Raw genomic sequence first — 17,007 nt, 5'->3', positions numbered from 1 at the left:
ATCTATAATTTTATCTACTGGCAAGGGAAAAAATTTAAGCACTTTTTTAGAAAAAGCGGTTGTTACGCATAAGTTCATCCCGGTATTGCGCCAGTAATTGACTTTTAGAAATGAAGCCTTTAAACACCCCTTTCTTTACCACTGGTAAATAAAAAATATTATTTTTTTCAAACTTCTCCATTATACCAGCAATGGATTCATCTGCTTCAACCAATAAGGTAGGCGGCTGCATGATATCTTGAGCGAAAACAGAATCATAACCAGAAGTATTTTGCAGCTGTTTCCGGATTTCGTTTAAGGTAATAATGCCTTCTAAGTTGCCGGCTTGATTTAAAACGAGCAGAATATTCCGTTGGGCACTCGTAAATTTCTCAACAATGGTCCGGAGCGTATCGGTGGGTTTTACCTCAATGTAATTCTTATCAATTAAGGGTTCCAGATCTAACTCATTTAAAATAATACGGTCTAACCGGGATGATTTCTGTTTTTCGCTTATCGGGTCATCTTTCGGCCGCAGGTTTTCTTTGTAATATTTAAGGAAATATGATACCGCACAAATTAGCATTAAGGGTACAAAGAGTTGATAGCTTTGGGTAATTTCGGCAATGAGAAAAATAGCCGTAACCGGAGCATTCATCACGCAGGCAAAAGTGGCCGCCATTCCCATAAATATATACGTATCGGCATTTATGTTGAGGGTGGGAAATAGTAAAAGCACCACTTTGTAAAAAGTATAACCCAAAAATCCGCCGGTAATTAACGAAGGCGCAAAGTAGCCGCCTTCGCCACCAGAATTAACGCAAATGCCCGTACTAACCGGTTTTAAGAGCGTCAGGAAAAGAAAAAATACCAGCCGGAAAGGAACAAAATTTGAAAATTGAGTAAAAGGTGAATTTAAGAAAAGCGATTGTTCCTCTTGCTTTAACAAAGCATTAATACTAATATACCCTTCACCGTACATGGGCGGAATAAAGAATATGAGCGTACCTAAAGCTAATCCTCCGGTTAATGCCCGCAGATAATCGTTTTTTATTTTGGTAAAGTAGCGGGCGCAAGCTCTATAAGTACTGCTCAAATAACTGGCCATCAGCATAGCCAAAATTCCTAATATAATTATCAGCGGAATTTGATCATACGGGAACGAAGTTATTTTCGACTCGAAGCGCAAATGTTCGCCCATTATAAATTCAAACAAAATTTTACCGGTAGCCGCCGAAATCAGCAAGGGTATTAAAAGAGTAGGAGTAAAAGCCGGCAGTACCGTTTCGAGAGCAAAGATAAATCCACCGGTGGGAGCATTATATACCGCCGAAATACCGGCAGCAATCCCGCACCCGATTAGTAAAGTACGCAATCGATACCCTAAGCCCAAAAACTGGCCGATGTTGGAGCCAATGGCCGATCCGGTGGTAATAATAGCGGCTTCCACGCCGGAACTCCCCCCAAAGCCAATGGTTAAACCCGTGGTCAGAAACTTAGAATAAATCAGGCGAAAGTTGATGATAGATGATTTTTGTTCGATGGCTTCAATGGCGTTCCGGGAACCCTGGAAATAGGCTATGTTTTTAAATATTGTTTTATTCAGGAAAGTAACCAGAAAAAAACCAATGAGCGGAAAGAAAAAGAACAATACTTTCGGCGAAAAATAAACCGCGTAAATTTCAATGTACGAAATAATGGTTTTAATAAGAATGGCCGATAAGCCCACCACCAGACCGGTAACAATACTCAACAAAAAAGGCAACATGCGGTTGTTTTGTTGCCGCTTACGCCATTTAAAAAATAAAATTTGGTACTTGTTGAGTTTACTCATTTTAAGCCATTACTAAATTCTAAACCTTCTTCTGGTAGGTTGGCGGATTTACTAAATGTAGAATTAAAAATAATAGGTAAGAAACCCTAGGCTCTAATCTAGTTTTTTTATTGCTATGGCGTTCATATTTACAGCAAATCAATTGAAGTTTTGGTATCCAGAGGGTGCCGATAATTTATATTTCTATTGTTTTAGGCTTACTTCTTTTTTAGAAGGCTTAGATGTTTGAGCTAAGTATTGCCTGGTAGCCAGCTTTAACGGGTAACTTTAATGATCACCTGTACGACTAATCGTATTTATGCTAAGTCTTTTTTTAGGCTCATTTCGGTAAGAATACTCCGTTAATAGTAAGATTATCTTTGATCCGTAAGCGTGGTTTTTCGCAGAATGACGTGCAGGGATAATTAGCTGCAAGCTCTCATGTATTAGTTTCGATGAAGTTTTCAGGAGGAAACCTAGGGTTAAACGAAAATACTTAACTTACCGCTCTCTTGTTAAAAGAAAATTTATGAAAGAGTTGTTTAACGATAATTTAGCTTTTCGGGTAAGTGGCCGCTTATGGGTTGAAAGTGAACAGGATCGTTTTTTAGGTCCCGGCCGGGTAGAATTAATGGAAAAAATAATCGAATTCGGTTCTATTGCCAAAGCTGCTGGCGCCATGCAAATGTCTTATAAAAAAGCCTGGGATTTAGTTGCTTCCATGAACACCCAGGCCAAACAACCCTTGGTAATTACCCAAACCGGAGGAAAGAAAGGGGGAGGGGCCTTAGTTACCGAAGAAGGTAAAAACGCCATGCAAACCTACCGAAATTTGCAACAACGCTTTCGGGAATTCTTGCAAAAAGAAACAGAATTGCTGTAAAAATTGGGGTTTTTTAAATAGCGTTATATATTTACAAATATAACGCTATTTAAAAACTTTATATATGGTCTATTTTTACCGTGGTTTATGTTCTTTGTTTTTATTTATCTCTTTTGGGAGCCTGGCGCAGACTCAGGTTACTTTATCAGGCAATGTGCTCGACTACACCACCCAGAAACCTATTCCATTTGCCAGCATCCGGCTAAAAGAAACCCGAGTAGGTGTAAGTACCAGTGCAAAAGGTAATTTTGTTTTAAAAGCAGTCATTGAATTTCCGGTTACTTTACTGGTAAGTTCGGTAGGATATCAGACCTTGGAACAAATTATTACGGCCGAAACCAACCAGGTATTTTATTTAAATCCGCAATCTGTTTTGGCCAACGAAGTGGTAATTTCGGCTTCGCGGCGCGAAGAGCGCCGCCTGGAATCACCGATTACCATCGAACAACTAGATGCCAAAGCTCTTCGCGAAAGTCCTGCTCCTACTTTTTTTGATGCCCTGGAAAGCGTCAAAGGCCTGCAAATGACTACTGCCAGTCTGGGGTTTAAAGTGCCTAATACCCGCGGTTTTACCAATCCCACCAACGTACGGTTTTTACAATTGGTGGACGGCGTGGACAACCAGGCTCCGGTAATTGGGGCTTCCATTGCCAATGCCGTTGGCCCTACGGAACTGGATGTAGAACGTTTAGAAGTTATTCCGGGTACGGCTTCGGCATTGTACGGCATAAATTCTTTAAACGGACTAGTCAGTTTTTTTACCAAAAATCCCTTCGATTTTCAAGGTTTGAGCGTGTACCAACGTACCGGCCTGAATCACCTGAACGATTCACAGACCAAACCGCACGTACTTTCCGAAACTGCTTTGCGTTATGCCAAGGTCATTCATTCCAAACTTGCTTTTAAAGTAAACTTAGCTTATTTTAAAGGCTTCGACTGGATAGCCAATCAGCAGCAAGATTTAAATCCGAAGGCAAATGCTTCGGTTAATTTACTCGGCGACCAAAACCCGGCGCTCGACCCCGTTAGTTCGTACGGCAACGAAAGCTCTAACCGGCGAACCTTATCTTTAAACGGAAAAAATTACGTGGTGGCCCGCACGGGTTATTACGAAAAAGATATTACCGATTACCAACTGCAAAATCTAAAAGCCGATTTGGCTTTACATTACCGGTTCACGGATAAATTAGAAGCGTCGTACCAATATAAAATTGGCCAATTAGATAACGTTTACCAGCGAACCAACCGGTTTAAACTAAATGATTACCGTATTTCGCAACAAGTACTGCAACTCAAAAGTCCGGTTTTTCAATTGCGAACGTATTATACCCGAGAAGTTTCGGGTAAATCGTACAACATCCGTTCGCTGGCCGAAAATCTGGACAAGCAATTTAAAAGTGATAATACGTGGTTTAAGGATTATAGTACCCGTTTCCTGAACAGCCAACAGCAAGGTATCAGTTTGCCCGAAAGCCACCAACTGGCTCGTTCTTTTGCCGACCAAGGAAGATTTCAGCCGGGAACCGTGCGCTACGATAGTGCGGTGGCGCAAATTACAAACATCAATAACTGGGATATGGGAGCGGCACTGCGGACTAAAGCTAGTTTGTTTCACGCGGAAGGGCAATATGATTTTACTTCGGCGGTAAAGTGGGTGAATTTACTGGTGGGTTTTGATTACCGCTTATACTCGGTTTTTCCGGATGGTAATTATTTTATTAATCCCGTGGAGTCAGGTGAAAACGTATTGTATCGCAAAGGCGGCGGCTTTGCCCAGCTTTCCAAAAAATTATTAAACGATAATCTGCAACTGAACGTGGCCCTGCGTTACGATAAGAACGAGTACTTTAAGGGTATTTTCAACCCGAGGTTTTCGGCGGTTTATAATTTGCAGCAAAAACATTTCTGGCGGATTTCCTACCAAAACGGTTATCGTTTTCCGTCGTTGTTCGAAGCTTTTTCTAACGTAAACAGCGGCGGCGTGAAACGGGTTGGTGGCCTGCGTTTAATGTCGAACGGTATTTTTGAAGACAGTTACATTCGCTCTTCCATCGATGCTTTTCAAGCGGCGGTTAACCAGGACGTTAATCAGAAGAGTGTGCCTTTGGCGCAGGCTATTACTAACCGGGCCAGTTTATTGAAGAAATCACCCTACGATTACATTCAGCCGGAAAGAATTAATTCACTGGAACTAGGCTACAAAGGTCTTTATTGGAATGATCGCTTGTTGGTGGACGGTGATTTTTATTTTAATTTTTATAACCATTTTATTGCCCAGGTCGAAGTAAATCAAATTTCCCGCCGCACGGTTACTCCTGATTCGATTCCGTTTTACTTCTACGATAAAAGCAAACAAGATCGCTATCGGCTTTGGACGAACTCTTCGGGCACGGTGTATAATTATGGTTCTTCGTTAGGGGTAAAATACAACTTCTGGCGCCAGTTTACCTTTAGCGGAAACCTGAGCTACGCCAAACTTTACCGGAAAAAATTTAATGATGGTTTGGAAGAGGCTTTTAATACGCCGCAATGGATTTCTAATGTGAGCTTGGGCAACCCGAAGATTTTTAAAAATGTAGGTTTTCAGGTGAACTGGCACTGGCAAGATGCTTTTCTGTGGCAATCTTCCCTCGGAACTGGTCCGGTGCCCGCTTACCACAACTTGGATGCCCAGGTTAGTTTTAGAGTTCCCCAATTAAAGCTACAATGGAAAGTAGGGGGCACTAACATCTTGAATCAGTATTATAACCAGATGGTAGCGGGTCCATCTATTGGCGGTTTGTATTACGTTTCGGTGGTGTTTGATGAATTGTTGTAAACGTAATAATTGAATACAGTTTATTAATTAATTTTTGATGGAGCCTGTTCCAATCTCCATTTCTAGGTGCGGATACGGTTCATCAGTCCTTGTTAGCCTCCTTACCGGCGGACCTCGTTTCACTCTCTCGGGCGGTTTAGCGAACCTTGGCTCACTGCGTTGCGCCATGCTGCTCCGCAGCACCGGAACGCTAAAAGGCCCTCCATAGTCAAACTGGTGAAGTTTACTCTTAGCCTTCTGAATTCTTTTAAGATGGCTCATTATGGCGCGGAAGTTACTTCCGGGCCTTGCCCCACCACTACCTTCGCTGCTTTGTAAAGCACTCTTTTAGTTGTTAGCCTACCAAGGACTTGCTTTAAATAGAAAAACACGGAAGTAACTTCCGCGCCATAGTGGTGCTAAAACACTGAAGGCTTAACAGTGCTCCAAAGCTAATAGTTAAACAACTACGGACTATCGTCTGTGGACTATGGATTAGACACTTGAATGTTTTTTAGCTCAATGCGGGAGAATTCTTTTAACTGGCCGGTTTCGAATAATTTTTCAATCTGCCAGAAATTAATTTTTCCCACCGATTCATAATTAATATAATCCTGAAAACGAATGCTACCTATTTCGCGCGGATTTATGGCTTGTCGAAAGCGGATACCGCCGCCTTCGGTAGCGTAGGTGTAGGCGAAATAATCCATTGTGCTGGTATTCTGGTTGATATAATACAAGAATTTATCTTGAAAATCGGCACCGCCCCCTTCTTGGTTAAAAGTAACTTTGATTTTATAATAAGGAATATTCCGGATTATAACTGTATCTAACAACTCTTTATTTACCGCCGGATCGTTTAAACCATAGGGCAATAAAGCAAAATAAATGACGGAATTGATGGAAGCAGTAAATGCTTTCACCCGTTCGTCGGGCAAAGTTTTTACCTGTCCGTTGATGTAGCGGGTAAAGCTATTGTTCTTTAAAATATCTTTTACCTGGCCGGTAGAATCGGTGAAAGCACGGGTATAAGTAAAGAGACCATTCCGTCGTTGCGCTTCGTAGTGCCTTTCCCGGAAATCGAACGCTAAATCTAAGTTTTCGAATTTACTACCGCCGTGTACTTTAATGGCTTTATCTAGTATTTCCTGCGCCTTGTCGGTGGAGGTTCCCGGTTTGTTTTGGCGGGATTGACAAGCTATGAATAAAAGAAAAATAAGTAAAATGAATGGATTGAAGCGCATGTTTCCTGATTATTTCCTATTCAGCTTACTTTTAAGTTTCAACAAAGCTACTTTTTTAAATTAAATTTCAAAGCAGCATTAAGGCCGAACTTCTTGCTTTGATTAAAGTAATCCGGCTCCCGGTAAAACGTCTGCAAATAAGGATTAAGCTGGCCTACTAACCGGCCAAATTTGTACTGCAAGCCTACGCCGTAATATAAATTGTTAAAAGTTTGGGTCTTGTACCTGGTTTCAAATTTATTTAATTGTTCTTCGCCGGCAAAAAAGCTTCGAAACTCTACCGTTTGATAAACCGATACATTTAACTGAGTTCCAGCCAAGGCCATAAAGGATAATCTTTCGTTAACCGGCACATAATAATGAAAAGTAAGGGGCAGCTGCACTACGGAGGTATTTACGACAATGCCTTGTAAGCGATCGTTGCGCGGAATGTGTTTGCGGTACTGATCTTCGAAGCGCCGGCCCGTAGCCATGTTAAAATCGCGGGGCAAAGGCAATCTTCTTTCTTCGGGAGAACTAAATAATAGACCGGCATTTAAACTTATATTCCTACCCAAAAAAACTTCGAAGACCGGACCCACAGCAACTTTACGAAAACCGTTAAAATCGGAATGCAGGCCCACACGGGCCTGCACCAAACTAATGCGAGAAGACTTTTCCGGCTTTATAGTTTCCGGAGCAGGAGGAGAATGCGTGGAATCCGTTTTTGCTGTAGTGGCGCTACTATCGGGTGGAGATTTAGGTAAAACCGCCGGATCTTTTTGCTGGGTTACCGTAGTTCCATCTAAAGCAGGAGTTTGAATACTGTCCGTAGCGGCTGGTACAGTTATTTCAGCATTTCCTTTTACCGCACTTCCCTGGTTTGATTTAGCTGGGCCGAATGATTCGGCTACCTTATTAGGGGTTATTTTAGGCGCTGATATTCTTTTTGTTGCATTACCGATAAGTTTACCTTTATCAGTAGTTTGGTTAGAAGGAGCAAGAGGAGAAAATCTATTAGCCTTCGCCTTAGTTTTTATATCTAATCTTTCAACCGCGGGCACTTCTTGTATTTCCGTTTGCACGAGTTGCGCTGGTTGTTTAGGTGGAACAGCTGGTACAGTATCCCAAGGTATTTTGGCTGATGGAAGCGTAGAAGTTGTTTCGGATTGTGCTATTTGAGATTGAAGGGTACTAATTTTTGCATGCAATTGTTTGTTTTCTTTGTTTTCCTGATAGTACAAATACGAGGTGGTTACAATGGCTACGGTACCCACTGCGGAATACAACCAGCTACCATATTGCTGAAATAAGGCAACGTACCACGGGGCCGGAAGTAAACTTTTAAAATTCTTCCAGGCTTGTTCCCGGTAAGGTGGCTGCACCTCCTCGAGTTTGCTTTTGATTTTTTTATCAAATTGCTCGCTGGACATAGTTAGCTTGTTTTTTAGATTCGGATAGATAAACTTGGATCCAATCCTGTAACTTCCCGCGGGCTTTCGCCAGGTTAGACCGGGAAGTACCTTCGTTAATGTCTAACATTTCTCCTATTTCGGCGTGATTATACCCTTCCACCACAAAAAGCGAAAATACGGTCCGGTAAGCCGGAGGTAATTTTTGTACCAGTTCCATGATTTCGGCAGCAGATAATTTCTCGAGTAAAGCATCCTCAAATTCTACCTCGGGCGCCTCCTGAATATCCATTAAAACTATTTTGCTATGATTGCGCCGGAAGTAATCAATACTGGTTCGTACCACTACCGTTCGGAACCAGGCCTCGAAGGTTTGGGAACGATCGTAAAGCTCCAGTTTGGCAAATACTCTTAAAAAGCCATCGTTCACCATTTCTTCGGCTTCTTCCTGGTTGGCCGCATAGCGCAGACAAATTCCTTTGGCAAAAGAATAGTATTGCTCATACAATTTCTTTTGCGCCTTTTGTTTACCTTTCAGGCAACCATCCAGCGCATCCTGTAAATCAAATGTCTTGCTGTTTTTTCTAAAAAACACGGGGCAATAAGCTAGTGAAAATCAACGAATCAGGCTAATAACATTGCTTAACTTTTAGTCTGATCAATTTTGGGAAGATATTTTTTAATGAAACACTTTCCGGATATAATTATTGTTACCCAACTAGTTCAAGCCAACAATTTTTTAATGATCTGTTCCTTGTTTTAACCGAATCAGTCTTGCTGCCTTTGTTAACCTTACGCAAGTGCAGGGGCAATTCGCTGCCTTTAGTTAAAATAAAATTAAAAACCAGAACAAATTCTTGTATTAAGCTTGGATGACAAATTGGGTTAATAAGTGCTCGGACCAGCAAGGTAAATGGAACAGCACTAATTTATATTTTCAATAAATTAAATTTAAAAATATATGGATAAGGTTACTTATTAATAATCAAGGCGCTAGAATTAAGATTTGCGTTTTTTATTTCATCTTTTTTCCAGACTCTAAAAATTTTTTCAAAAAAATAAAAATAGCAGGCAACGCCCAGTTAAAGACTCGGCGTAATCTTAAATAAACCCGGTCAGAATAATCTTTCGGGACTAATAACAACGTAAATTTTTTTATGCATTAACCTTTACCAGTATTGCCGGCCGCCCTACTATCTGTAAATTATCTCTAACTAATTAATTTAAAAAAATGAAATTAAGATCACTATTTGCCGTCCTGGTAGGATGCACGATTGCTTTGTCTGGATGCGAAAAAAATGAGGCTGACTCCACTAGTATTCCGAACGACGATACCTCCTCTCTGGAATTTGCTTTGTTAGCTACCAGCGCCGTTGCCGATTCTACGGCGCCGGATAGTACCCATTACGGTCGCGGCCATCACCACGGGGGTAGCGGGAAGAATTGCCAGGTGGAGGAGGTAGAAGTAACCGATTTGCCTGCCGCCATTACGGCTTACGTAGCAGAAAATTACGCGGGAGCTACCGTTGAAAGAGCGGGTAAAGCCAACAATAGGGGGTATATTTTGCACGTGAAAAAATCGGACGGTACCTTGGTTGGTTTGTTCTTTGATGCTAATGGTACTTTTGTGAGCGAAAAAAGCCACCGCGCTACCCACGGCACCCCGGTAACAATAAGTGAATTGCCAACGGAAGTAACTACTTACATCAGTACGAATTACGCCGGTGCCACCATCGAAAAAGCCATTAAAGATGCTCAGGGTAACACGCTGGTATTAATCAAAAAATCGGATGCTACCGTAGCCGGGTTAGTATTTGATGCGGCCGGTGCATTTACCAGCGAAGTAACCGTAAAAGACCTGCCGCGCGGTCATGGCAAAGGGCGCCATTAATAAATATTCCGGTTAATTTCTGGTTAGTATAAAAGAACCTGTTTGAATAAAAGTAAAGCTTACATTTCTAATGTGATTATTTTTCGAAAATAAAGGGTGGTTTTACTACCCTTTTATTTTTTAGTCTAAAATCAAATTGATTTAAAAAGTAAACATCAAGACGAGACGTAATCCAGTTACGGATCAATCCGAATCAGCAATAATGTTTAATGAATGGTACAGGCTTCAAAAACAAATAATTATTTATCCAATAAGCTATCTCTTCAAAATAAGTTTTACTGATTCATCAACTTTTACCGACTAACCTTACTGCTCCTAAGCAACTTTCCTTAATTTTTCTAATGCCAAAATTACTGGTAAATTATTTGTCTGAGGCAGCATTTTTAGAAAAGAAACTAGCGGGGTTCCAAGCGGGCCGGGAGGAATTTTGAGCTACCTGGTAGCTAATTAAAAAATTAAGCTGCGTGTAAACTTTCCCCGCGTTAAAATCAAAAATGCCATTGCTATCGTCCTGGGGTTTGTGGTAATAAGTTGCGCGCCATTGCTGCACGGTTTTGTTTAAATTATTGGCGCCATCAGTAGTTTTGTTGCCGTATTTAATGTGCAGAGCCGGTATGCCTTGCCGCACAAAGCTGTACTGATCGCTGCGCACAAACCGGTTTTGCTCGGGTTCCGGGTCAGGTTCTACGGCTAAATTCAGGTAAGCTGCCGCTTCTTTTACCGGATTGTAAAGCGTGGAATGTTCGGCGCCTAGGGCTACCACCGAGAGTAACGGGGCAATAAGCGTAGGCATATCGGTATTAATGTTGGCTACTATGTTTTTAGCTGGTACTACGGGTCTTACCGCTAAGTAGGAAGAGCCGAGTAAACCCATTTCTTCGCCGGTTACCAACGCAATTAAAATAGAACGCTTGGGTTTTACTTTCAGTTTAGCGTACATTTTTGAAATCTCGAGCAAACAAGCCACGCCCGAAGCATTGTCGTGGGCGCCGTTATAAATTGAATCGCCTTTTACCGGGGTACTAATGCCCATGTGGTCCAGGTGAGCGGTGTGCAACACGTATTCACTTTTTAGGGTAGCATCGGAGCCGGTAATTTTTCCGATTACGTTGTAGCTGTCGAAATCCTGATACGTGTTTTGGTACGATACCTTTATCTGGTTGGGCAAGTTGGCTGATGCTGGTTTTCCGGCGGTTAAGGAAGCGTAAACTTGACTGGTATCTAAACCGGCATTGAGTAAAAGTTGGTTAAAGCGCCGCCGGCTAAAGAGACTCAACAGTTTTATTTTATCGGAAACGTAACTACCCGCTGCCGCAATTTTGCCATCCGGAAAACGGACACTGTTTACCCCGTGTAATTCCCGCAACTGGTTACTGGCGGATGCCATAATAACCCCTACGGCTCCGTGTTGAAGGGCCGTATTTAAAATGGTATTTAGGTTCATGCTGCTAGCAGCCACGCTGGAGGGAAAACTCCGGGGAGCGCCGCGCCGGACTACCACCACTTTACCGGTAACATTCATGCCAGCGTAATCGTCGTAGCCCAGTTCCGGGGCACTAATGCCGGAGCCCACAAAAGCCAGGGAAGCCGCCAGGTTAACTTGCGGATTTTCGAAATGCGGGTATAAAATAAAATCGGTGCCACTTTGAAGCGTTTCTTGTTTCCCGTTTTTATCCGATAAGGCAAAACTAGCTTCTTTACCGGTGAAAGCTTTGCGTAACCGAACCAGCTGCAGGTAACTACCATTTTCACCGGCCGGCTCCACCCCGGCAGCTTTAAACTGACTCACCACGTAATCCATGGCCATTTTATAGCCCGGGGTACCGGGTAAGCGGCCTAGTAAACGATCATCCGCCAAATAGCGGACGTGCGCTTCAATATTTTTAGGATCCACCACTTGCAAAACCTGTTCGATATTTTTGTCTGGTTTTAAAGTTTGCGCCACGCCGGTGCCCGTCAGGAGAAAACAGAAATAGAAAATAAGGTGAGGTACTTTCATAGAATTAGGGCAGAAAACCAAGTAACACAAATTAAGCGCAAAAATAATTTTTATTGGCATTACGCAAAGATCCGTTAAACGTTAGACGGACGCCATTCTTCTATTACCCCAGGGTTTTAACAAGTCCAGAACCCGTATTAATGCGGGTAGCCGGTATTTTCTTAAAAAATTGGCTTAAAATTTTATTTTTTTGGATAAAACGTGATTTGATGATAAAAATATCTTATATTTATATACCTATCTTTAGTTACTAAACGGCTGCTGATGAAGCAGCTGGCTTAGATAAGTAGCAGGTTTTGTCTTGCAGAACTGCTATTCCAGTATTCAGCTTAAATTTTTAAAATTATGAATATGCCCCGGTTACATTCTGCCAAAATTTACTTTCTGGTACTGGTATTACTGGTTCAGAGTGTAAGTGTTATGGCGCAAAAGCCACCTACGGGCGGACCTAATCCTTCACCCCCAGGTCCTAATTTAACCCCTATCCTTATTGGGGGTGGAGTGGCCTTAGGCGGAGCAGCCAGTTTGTACATGTTAAAGCTACGCGGTCCTAAAATTCCAGTCCGGGATTATCTGCCAACCTATTTATTACGGCACAATATTTTACCTACCCCCGACGCGTTGGACTTAATGCAAAAACTTAATCCTCGTTTAAACCGGTCGGAAGTTATTCGGGCGCGGCAAAAATTAAATAACCCCGATTTTCCGGAAGTACCCAAAGAGCAAATAAATACGAGTGGTCCCAATGCGCAAACCACTACCACGCTTCCAGCCGATTTGAAACAGCAAATTAATTTATATAAGTCTGGTCTTAAAACTTACCGCAAAACCAAGATTTCCTTCAAAAATGCGAATAAATTTAACTTTAATCTGGATAGCGTTAATTCTACTCTCACCAAAATCGAGAGAATTATTACCGCGCACGAAACAAATAAAGCAGAAACCAACGCGATAAAGTCGCAGTTAGTAACCGATTTATTCCGGGCTTTAAACAAAACTATTTCGCGGACAATTTCTACTAAAATTTGGGGCGACGTAGATTCTAATTTTCTGCGGGAAATTCTGCAGAATTTAACGGAGTTAATTTTACCGGAGGTTAAGGAAAACCAAATTCCTGAAAAAAGTGGCCGCCTTTATTTTAATAACTTACCCGAAAAGGAGAGAAAGTTATATGCTTCCCGGGATTCCAATTCCGTCAATTTTGCGGCTTCAAATCTTCTTCTCCCTCCCAGCAATACCTTACTGCCGGAGAGTTCCATTTCCGCCGCTGCTCGCCCCGACAACCCTACTAAAACTAACATGCTGCAAGGATTTGCTTTTGCGATTTATAAGCTGAATGAAACGGGAAAGCCAATTGTTAAGGGCCCGGAAGTAGAGAAGCAATACTTTATTCAATATGCTCTCCCGGCTTTAAGAAGCGACCCGGAAGCATACCATCATTTATCGGAGCCGGCTACGTACGCTACGGCTTTGTTACCACCGGCTAAGTTTTACTTTGTGGTAAAAGATAGCAACAATAAAGTAGTTCCTTTGCAGCATCCCTTAATCGATTTTAGAGAGGCTTTCCAGAACAGCCGGGAAGAACGAATAAATGACTTGATTAAAGTCGTGATTTATGTAACCAAATGATTAAGTTATTACAATACCGGGCCTTGTTCATGAGCATCCTTTTTGGGCTATTTGGCAATGCCCTTTCTAAGTTATTGGTAATTGATGAAATGACCTGGTATTACACCGCCTTAGCCAGTCTTATTGGGTTAGTGGTTAATCTCTTAGTATCCTTTTTATTAAAAGGAAAATGGACTACCCGCATGAAAAATATTGTTAAAATTGTTTGTGTGCTGTTCTTTTTAGGGTTGATCACTACCGTGTATTTGCATACCAAATTTTTCATGGAAGGAACCTTCTCTTATTCTGATTTTAATAACAAGGTGAGTTACTATGTAAAAGGGTACGAATACACGGCTCAGGCTCTAAAGTTTAAAAATGAAAATCCACGCATTACCTCCGATGAGGATCTAGTTTTCGAAGGATTTGGGGGCCCGAAAAAAAAACACCTGGTCTGGACCGAACAATCCATCACGGATAATACCTTAAAGTTAATAGCCAGTTATTCCCTGACCATTATATTTTTTGTGGGTATTATTTCCGTTCTCCTCGAAGTTTTGGTGGTGCATTATGGTAGAACCACGATGAAACACACGAAAGCGGTTTCCGGCCAATAGCTTTATTACTCCCAGTCTGCCGGTTCATTTTTCAGAATCGGTCGTTCTTAGTCCAGGTTTTCAAAATATTCATCTTTCGTTAATTCTATCAGACTGGAAAAATATATGCAAGCTCCCGCTATTTTGAACCGAACTTACCTGCTACTGGGCTTAGTGTTTTTATTGTTTAACGGTTGTTCCAAAGAAGATGATCCCGATCCAGTGCCATTAACCAGTTCGAAGTACGATATTCCGGTAGGTATTTTAAATGATATATTTATTACCGAAAAATTGGATGCCGAAAAAGTGTTGGATAAAATGAAAGAAAAGGGCATGGTTATTCAGGAAGGTACCCAGCCGCCCGAAATATATTTACCCAATGGTTCTACTAACGGAGCGCTAAATTTTACCATTGAACACAACTGCATTTATGATGATAAGAATGCGGGTAATCAAGGTTCGAGTTACGGAAAATACGAGCAATCTATTCAAATTACCCGCAACCCGGATAACAGCTTCGCGGCAAATATTTCGTATACTTCGGTGGGCGACCCTAACTTTCCGGAATATCCCAGAGGTATGGATACCGGCTCGGGTACGGGTTACGTAACCGGCAAAGGGAATAATTTTACGATTTTTTTTAAAACGCAAACCGCTCGTTTCGACCAGATTTCATACAACGCTATTTGGATTATCTCCGGTACGGTTTCTAATTTTCCGGAAGTAGACGAAGTAACCAATATTACCAAATGTATGATAATGTTGGAAAAAGGCGCTGATCCGGACGACAAGGTAGCCAATCCCGGCACCATTCGAATTTTCCAAGACACTAATTCACCGGTGAACCAGGCCGACGTAGTTATTGCGGATTTGTCGCCGTCTAGTGCATTTGGCGGCACTCTTGTCACAATCAATGGTTCCGGATTTGCCGGAATTGCGACTGGTAATACGGTAATGTTTGCCAACGTACCAGCTGAGGTACAAACGGCTACTACTACGCAACTCACAGTAATAGTACCGCCGGGACCAAGCTTAGGCGGCCAGGTTGCGGTAACGGTTCAGGTAAAGGCCAAAAAAAGTAACAGTGTTCCGTTTGATTATTTGCAGCCAGATGTCATTATTTCTGATTTATCTGCTTCCAGTGGGCCATCCGGAATAATTATTACTCTAAACGGATCTGGTTTTAGCGAAGTACTAAATGAAAATAATGTGTTTTTTGGGAAAGTTCCGGCCAATGTACAAGCTGCTTCCGCCAACCAGTTGATAGTAGTTGTGCCACCTGAACCCCAAGGTGGCGGTCCCGTGAACGTTACGGTTCAGGTTAAATCTAAAATCAGCAACAGCAGGCTTTTTACCTATCTTGCCATAACCAATTTCTCACCCAATGAAGGAACGTGCTTTACACCTGTTAGTATTACCGGGTATGGATTTAGCGCTAATGCAACGGAGAATATAGTCCGGTTTAATGGTGTACAAGCTTTAGTAAGATCTGCGTCGTCCACTGAGCTTGAGGTGGAAGTTCCATTTAGCGCCGGCAGTGGTCCTATTACCGTTGAAGTAAACGGTATTATCACTCAATCCGGGGAAAATTTTAGTTTTTTAGGCGTTTGTATAGAATAGCAATTTTAAAATGAAGAAAAGTAAAACAGCAATTAGTACGCGCCTTTTTGCCTGGTTGAGGTGAAAAATTGAAATTATTCTAAATTTTCTAAATTATCCGAATAACTTGGAGCCACTATGAAGCTTCTATCGGCCATTTTCGGAATATTATTTTCTACTGCTGCCACCGTTTTGGGGCAAAGCGCCTGGCAAAAGGAAAAAGAAGAGTTAATTTTTCAAAATCCGCCTTTTGCTCAGTGCCACGCTTCTAGCTTAGTAGAAATTAAACCCGGCAAATTATTGGTCGCCTGGTTTGGCGGCACCCACGAGCGGCACCCGGACGTAAAAATCTGGCTGGCCGTTCAGGAAAACGGGAAGTGGAGCAAACCTACTTTAATGGCCGATGGTATAATAAACGATACTTTACGCTATCCTTGTTGGAATCCGGTACTTTTTAAAGCGAAAGAAGGCAAGCTTTTCCTGTTTTACAAAGTAGGTCCGTCGCCGAGCGAGTGGTGGGGGATGGTTAAAACTTCCACCAATAACGGCCAAACCTGGTCCAAACCGGAACGATTACCGGAGGGTACATTAGGACCCATCAAAAACAAACCCGTGCAACTGGCCGATGGTACCATATTATCTCCCACCAGCACCGAAACCAACGATAAGTGGCGGGTACACTTGGAAAAATCCACGGACTTAGGTAAAACCTGGCAAATAATCTCTGTTGATCCCACTACTTCACTAGACGTTATTCAGCCCAGTATTTTGTTTTACCCGAACAACCGTTTACAGCTCTTGTGCCGGAGTAAGCACGACCGGATTGTGGAAGCTTGGTCAAACGACAATGGTAAATCCTGGGGGCCGCTAACTAAAACCAATTTACTCAATCCAAACTCCGGCACCGATGCCGTTACTCTAAAAAGTGGCTTACAAATGTTGGTGTATAATCCGACCATCCGGGGCAGCGAATGGTCGAAAGGCCGGGCTAAACTAAGCGTAGCCATTTCGAAAGATGGCCAGCAGTGGAACGACATTATTACTTTGGAAGATAAACCAGAGGGTGAATTTAGCTATCCGGCCGTAATACAAACCCAAGATGGGAAAGTACACCTTACCTATACCTACGACCGGAAAAATATAAAACACGTGGTGCTCAGCGAAAAAAGTAAGAGGTAGAAATTCCGCTTCATTTTAAAAATTTTTG

Annotated in this window: 12 protein-coding genes; 7 read left to right on the top strand and 5 right to left on the bottom strand. The window is 42.1% G+C overall.

The genetic code is table 11. The features are described 5' to 3' along the window. Positions 1–46 precede the first annotated feature (46 nt). A complete protein-coding gene (locus AHMF7605_RS06585; protein ID WP_106927621.1) occupies positions 47–1,813 on the bottom strand; it encodes a chloride channel protein in 1,767 nt (588 codons plus the stop codon). A 508-nt stretch (positions 1,814–2,321) separates the two neighbouring features. Here AHMF7605_RS06585 and AHMF7605_RS06580 point away from each other — a divergent pair. Next, on the top strand, positions 2,322–2,675 hold the full coding sequence (locus AHMF7605_RS06580; RefSeq protein WP_106927619.1) for a winged helix-turn-helix domain-containing protein: 354 nt from the start codon (positions 2,322–2,324) through the stop codon (positions 2,673–2,675). Positions 2,676–2,739: 64 nt separating this feature from the next. Continuing rightward, complete coding sequence (locus AHMF7605_RS06575) at positions 2,740–5,493, top strand: TonB-dependent receptor (protein ID WP_106927617.1); 2,754 nt, start codon at positions 2,740–2,742, stop codon at positions 5,491–5,493. Positions 5,494–5,960: 467 nt separating this feature from the next. Here AHMF7605_RS06575 and AHMF7605_RS06565 read toward each other — a convergent pair whose 3' ends face one another. Genes AHMF7605_RS06565 through AHMF7605_RS06555 form a run of 3 tightly spaced genes read right to left on the bottom strand, consistent with a single transcriptional unit; the run spans position 5,961 to position 8,702 of the window. Beyond that, a complete protein-coding gene (locus AHMF7605_RS06565) occupies positions 5,961–6,716 on the bottom strand; it encodes a DUF6503 family protein (protein WP_106927613.1) in 756 nt (251 codons plus the stop codon). 47 nt (positions 6,717–6,763) lie between these two features. Next, on the bottom strand, positions 6,764–8,128 hold the full coding sequence (locus AHMF7605_RS06560; RefSeq protein ID WP_106927611.1) for a porin family protein: 1,365 nt from the start codon (positions 8,126–8,128) through the stop codon (positions 6,764–6,766). Beyond that, positions 8,109–8,702 carry an RNA polymerase sigma factor gene (locus tag AHMF7605_RS06555; RefSeq protein ID WP_106927609.1) on the bottom strand — a complete coding sequence of 198 codons (594 nt, stop codon included), beginning with the start codon at positions 8,700–8,702 and terminating at the stop codon, positions 8,109–8,111. The genes AHMF7605_RS06560 and AHMF7605_RS06555 overlap by 20 nt, the downstream gene beginning before the upstream one ends. Before the next feature lie 636 nt (positions 8,703–9,338). Here AHMF7605_RS06555 and AHMF7605_RS06550 point away from each other — a divergent pair. Then, positions 9,339–9,998 carry a PepSY-like domain-containing protein gene (locus tag AHMF7605_RS06550; protein WP_106927607.1) on the top strand — a complete coding sequence of 220 codons (660 nt, stop codon included), beginning with the start codon at positions 9,339–9,341 and terminating at the stop codon, positions 9,996–9,998. Between the two features lie 361 nt (positions 9,999–10,359). Here AHMF7605_RS06550 and AHMF7605_RS06545 read toward each other — a convergent pair whose 3' ends face one another. Continuing rightward, positions 10,360–11,997: a M28 family peptidase gene (locus AHMF7605_RS06545; RefSeq protein WP_106933370.1), complete on the bottom strand. Its 1,638-nt coding sequence runs from the start codon at positions 11,995–11,997 to the stop codon at positions 10,360–10,362. Positions 11,998–12,348: 351 nt separating this feature from the next. On the opposite strand from AHMF7605_RS06545, the gene AHMF7605_RS06540 reads away from it, so the two are divergent. The 4 genes from AHMF7605_RS06540 to AHMF7605_RS06525 all read left to right on the top strand — a co-directional run bounded on the left by AHMF7605_RS06540 (position 12,349) and on the right by AHMF7605_RS06525 (position 16,979). Next, positions 12,349–13,626, top strand: a complete 1,278-nt coding sequence (locus tag AHMF7605_RS06540) for a hypothetical protein (protein ID WP_158267461.1) — start codon at positions 12,349–12,351, stop codon at positions 13,624–13,626. Then, complete coding sequence (locus AHMF7605_RS06535) at positions 13,623–14,222, top strand: hypothetical protein (protein WP_106927603.1); 600 nt, start codon at positions 13,623–13,625, stop codon at positions 14,220–14,222. Before AHMF7605_RS06540 ends, AHMF7605_RS06535 begins: the two co-directional genes overlap by 4 nt. A 123-nt stretch (positions 14,223–14,345) precedes the next feature. Further along, the gene (locus AHMF7605_RS06530) at positions 14,346–15,821 is read left to right on the top strand and encodes an IPT/TIG domain-containing protein (protein WP_158267460.1); all 1,476 of its coding nucleotides are present in this window, start codon (positions 14,346–14,348) and stop codon (positions 15,819–15,821) included. Between the two features lie 117 nt (positions 15,822–15,938). Further along, positions 15,939–16,979 carry a sialidase family protein gene (locus AHMF7605_RS06525; protein WP_106927599.1) on the top strand — a complete coding sequence of 347 codons (1,041 nt, stop codon included), beginning with the start codon at positions 15,939–15,941 and terminating at the stop codon, positions 16,977–16,979. The last annotated feature ends 28 nt before the right edge of the window (positions 16,980–17,007 follow it).

It is taken from the genome of Adhaeribacter arboris (genome assembly GCF_003023845.1).
Classification (GTDB): domain Bacteria; phylum Bacteroidota; class Bacteroidia; order Cytophagales; family Hymenobacteraceae; genus Adhaeribacter; species Adhaeribacter arboris.
The sequence above is the reverse complement of the archived record's forward strand: the minus strand, read 5'-3'. Positions and strand labels throughout refer to the sequence as shown.

What these genes read in the sequence shown, in the direction of transcription:
- AHMF7605_RS06540 (WP_158267461.1), top strand. Translation starts at nt 12,349, where the DNA reads ATGCCCCGGTTACATTCTGCCAAAATTTACTTTCTGGTACTGGTATTA.
- AHMF7605_RS06535 (WP_106927603.1), top strand. Translation starts at nt 13,623, where the DNA reads ATGATTAAGTTATTACAATACCGGGCCTTGTTCATGAGCATCCTTTTT.
- AHMF7605_RS06550 (WP_106927607.1), top strand. Translation starts at nt 9,339, where the DNA reads ATGAAATTAAGATCACTATTTGCCGTCCTGGTAGGATGCACGATTGCT.
- AHMF7605_RS06575 (WP_106927617.1), top strand. Translation starts at nt 2,740, where the DNA reads ATGGTCTATTTTTACCGTGGTTTATGTTCTTTGTTTTTATTTATCTCT.
- AHMF7605_RS06525 (WP_106927599.1), top strand. Translation starts at nt 15,939, where the DNA reads ATGAAGCTTCTATCGGCCATTTTCGGAATATTATTTTCTACTGCTGCC.
- AHMF7605_RS06565 (WP_106927613.1), bottom strand. Translation starts at nt 6,716, where the DNA reads ATGCGCTTCAATCCATTCATTTTACTTATTTTTCTTTTATTCATAGCT.
- AHMF7605_RS06560 (WP_106927611.1), bottom strand. Translation starts at nt 8,128, where the DNA reads ATGTCCAGCGAGCAATTTGATAAAAAAATCAAAAGCAAACTCGAGGAG.
- AHMF7605_RS06580 (WP_106927619.1), top strand. Translation starts at nt 2,322, where the DNA reads ATGAAAGAGTTGTTTAACGATAATTTAGCTTTTCGGGTAAGTGGCCGC.
- AHMF7605_RS06585 (WP_106927621.1), bottom strand. Translation starts at nt 1,813, where the DNA reads ATGAGTAAACTCAACAAGTACCAAATTTTATTTTTTAAATGGCGTAAG.
- AHMF7605_RS06545 (WP_106933370.1), bottom strand. Translation starts at nt 11,997, where the DNA reads ATGAAAGTACCTCACCTTATTTTCTATTTCTGTTTTCTCCTGACGGGC.